General features: G+C 56.9%; 1 tRNA gene and 2 rRNA genes. All 3 read right to left on the bottom strand.

Annotated features, from left to right (window positions below):
* Nucleotides 1-10: 10 nt before the first annotated feature.
* The 3 genes from ROR02_RS16085 to ROR02_RS16075 all read right to left on the bottom strand — a co-directional run bounded on the left by ROR02_RS16085 (nt 11) and on the right by ROR02_RS16075 (nt 3,206).
* A tRNA-Met gene (locus ROR02_RS16085) sits at nt 11-87 on the bottom strand.
* A gap of 95 nt (nt 88-182) precedes the next feature.
* Nucleotides 183-297: ribosomal RNA gene (gene rrf, locus ROR02_RS16080) — 5S ribosomal RNA — on the bottom strand.
* A gap of 105 nt (nt 298-402) precedes the next feature.
* Nucleotides 403-3,206, bottom strand: a 23S ribosomal RNA gene (locus ROR02_RS16075).
* Nucleotides 3,207-3,339: the final 133 nt, after the last annotated feature.

The raw sequence follows: 3,339 nt of genomic DNA, 5'->3' as shown, positions 1-3,339 counted from the left end.
GGGTGTGATTTGGTTGCGGGGGCAGGATTTGAACCTACGACCTTCAGGTTATGAGCCTGACGAGCTACCGGGCTGCTCCACCCCGCGAGAAAGGGAAAGGCGGGGGGCTGGGCCTTGTGGGAAGGCCGGGCCCCGGGGGCTGGACATCGTGTTGGGAACCTTGGGAAACGACGGCTTGGAAGGCCTGGCAGCGACCGACTCTCCCACGCCTTGAGACGCAGTACCATTGGCGCTGGACGCTTTCACGGCCGAGTTCGGGATGGGATCGGGTGTTGCACGTCCGCCATGACCACCAGGCCATCCAAACCGTCGTTTCAACGGGCTCGAAAGGGTTTCGCGGGAAGCGAGAAAGAACAAACATACTGTGGATCGCACGATGCGACGGGTTAACCGCTGCGCGTGGAGATCAAGCCTATCGGATCATTAGTACCGGTTAGCTTCACGCCTTACAGCGCTTCCACACCCGGCCTATCAACGTGGTGGTCTTCCACGATCCTCAAGGGATACCTTGTTTCAAGGGGGGCTTCCCGCTTAGATGCTTTCAGCGGTTATCCCTTCCATCCTTAGCTACCCAGCGATGCCACGGGCGTGACAACTGGTACACCAGAGGGATGTCCATCCCGGTCCTCTCGTACTAGGGACAGCTCCTTTCAAGTATCCTACACCCACGGTAGATAGGGACCGAACTGTCTCACGACGTTCTAAACCCAGCTCACGTACCACTTTAATCGGCGAACAGCCGAACCCTTGGGACCTGCTCCAGCCCCAGGATGTGATGAGCCGACATCGAGGTGCCAAACACTGCCGTCGATGTGGACTCTTGGGCAGTATCAGCCTGTTATCCCCAGAGTACCTTTTATCCGTTGAGCGATGGCCCTTCCACGCGGGACCACCGGATCACTATGACCGTCTTTCGACTCTGCTCGAACCGTCGCTCTCGCAGTCAGGCGGGCTTTTGCCATTGCACTCATCAGCCGATTTCCGACCGGCCTGAGCCCACCATCGCGCGCCTCCGTTACTCTTTAGGAGGCGACCGCCCCAGTCAAACTACCCACCACGCAGGGTCCCGGACCCGGATCACGGGCCGCGGTTAGACATCAGGAGACAGAAGGGCGGTATTTCAAGGATGGCTCCGCGAAAGCTGGCGCCTTCGTTTCATAGCCTCCCGCCTATCCTACACATCCATCGCCTAATGCCACTGCGAAGTTGTAGTAAAGGTTCATGGGGTCTTTCCGTCTGGCCGTGGGAACTCCGCATCTTCACGGAGAATTCAATTTCGCTGAGTTGGTGTTGGAGACAGCGGGGAAGTCGTTACGCCATTCGTGCAGGTCGGAACTTACCCGACAAGGAATTTCGCTACCTTAGGACCGTTATAGTTACGGCCGCCGTTTACCGGGGCTTCGATTCAAAGCTTGCACCTCTCCTCTTAACCTTCCGGCACCGGGCAGGCGTCAGACCCTATACGTCGTCTTGCGACTTCGCAGAGCCCTGTGTTTTTAGTAAACAGTCGCCACCCCCTGGTCTGTGCCCCCCCGGCCTGGTTGCCCAAGCCGAGGGCCCCCTTCTCCCGAAGTTACGGGGGCATTTTGCCTAGTTCCTTCAACACCATTCTCTCAAGCGCCTTGGTATACTCTACCAGTCCACCTGTGTCGGTTTCGGGTACGGTTCATATGTGGGGCTATTTCCTGGCCTTTGTTGGCTGCTCCCTCAATCCGATAAGAGGAAACAACGGCTCAAAGGCGTCACGACCCACGAGCTCAGGACTATTAACCTGATTGCCATCGCCTACGGCTTTCGCCCTCGGCTTAGGGACCGGCTCACCCTGCGCGGATTAACCTTGCGCAGGAACCCTTGGACTTTCGGCGGAAGTGTTTCTCACACTTCTTTTCGCTACTCATGTCAGCATTCTCACTTCCGATACCTCCAGGATTTCTCACAAAATCCCTTCATCGGCCTACGGAACGCTCCGCTACCACTTCGTCTTATCGACGAAATCCACAGCTTCGGTGCACGGCTTGAGCCCCGGTACATCTTCGGCGCAGGATAGCTATTAGACCAGTGAGCTGTTACGCTTTCTTTAAAGGATGGCTGCTTCTAAGCCAACCTCCTGGTTGTTATGGCCGTCCCACATCCTTTCCCACTTAGCCGTGACTTGGGGACCTTAGCTGGTGGTCTGGGTTGTTTCCCTTTTGACCCAGGACGTTAGCACCCTGAGTCTGTCTGCCGGACTAAACTCTGCGGTATTCGGAGTTTGGTTAGGTTTGGTAAGCCTCGCGGCCCCCTAGCCCATCCAGTGCTCTACCCCCGCAGGTCATCATCCGACGCGCTACCTAAATAGCTTTCGCGGAGAACCAGCTATTTCCGAGTTTGATTGGCCTTTCACCCCTAGCCACAGGTCATCCCCGTCTTTTTCAACAGACGTGGGTTCGGTCCTCCAGTGGGTGTTACTCCACCTTCAACCTGCCCATGGCTAGATCACCCGGTTTCGGGTCTAATCCGACGAACTCGACGCCCTTTTCAGACTCGCTTTCGCTGCGCCTACACCTATCGGCTTAAGCTTGCTCGCCAGATTAAGTCGCTGACCCATTATACAAAAGGTACGCCGTCACCGCCCCATCAAATCGTTCCACGATTTGATTGAACAAACCAAATCTTCAAATCGCGCAGCGATTTGAAGGAGCGGCTCCGACTGCTTGTAGGCATCCGGTTTCAGGAACTGTTTCACTCCCCTCATAGGGGTGCTTTTCACCTTTCCCTCACGGTACTGGTTCACTATCGGTCGTCAAGGAGTACTTAGCCTTGGAGGGTGGTCCCCCCATGTTCAGACAGGGTTTCACGTGCCCCGCCCTACTCAAGGACTTCATGCTTCAACACCCGTACGGGGCTGTCACCCGCTACGGCCCGACTTTCCAGACGGTTCCGGTTAGAAACACAAAGCCACTGGGCTAGTCCGCGTTCGCTCGCCACTACTAGCGGAGTCTCGGTTGATGTCCTTTCCTCCGGCTACTGAGATGTTTCAGTTCGCCGGGTTCGCCTCCGTTCCCTATGGATTCAGAAACGGATACCCCAAAGGGGTGGGTTGCCCCATTCGGAAATCCACGGATCAAAGCCTGCTCTCGGCTCCCCATGGCTTATCGCAGAGTGCCACGTCCTTCATCGCCTCTTGACGCCTAGGCATCCACCAGATGCCCTTCTCTTACTTGATCTCACACGCGCAGGGGTTAAACCGCCCTTGCGTGCGTCCTCAGCGCTTGTTCTTTCTCTCGATCCCGATCGAAACCCTTGGGGTTGCACCCCAAACCCCGCCCGGGGAGGCGGGGCCTCCCCGGAGCCCCTCCG

The organism is Pararhodospirillum oryzae (assembly GCF_007992075.1).
In the GTDB taxonomy this organism is placed as follows: Bacteria; Pseudomonadota; Alphaproteobacteria; order Rhodospirillales; family Rhodospirillaceae; genus Pararhodospirillum; species Pararhodospirillum oryzae.
This window is presented reverse-complemented; position numbering and strand designations above follow the sequence as displayed.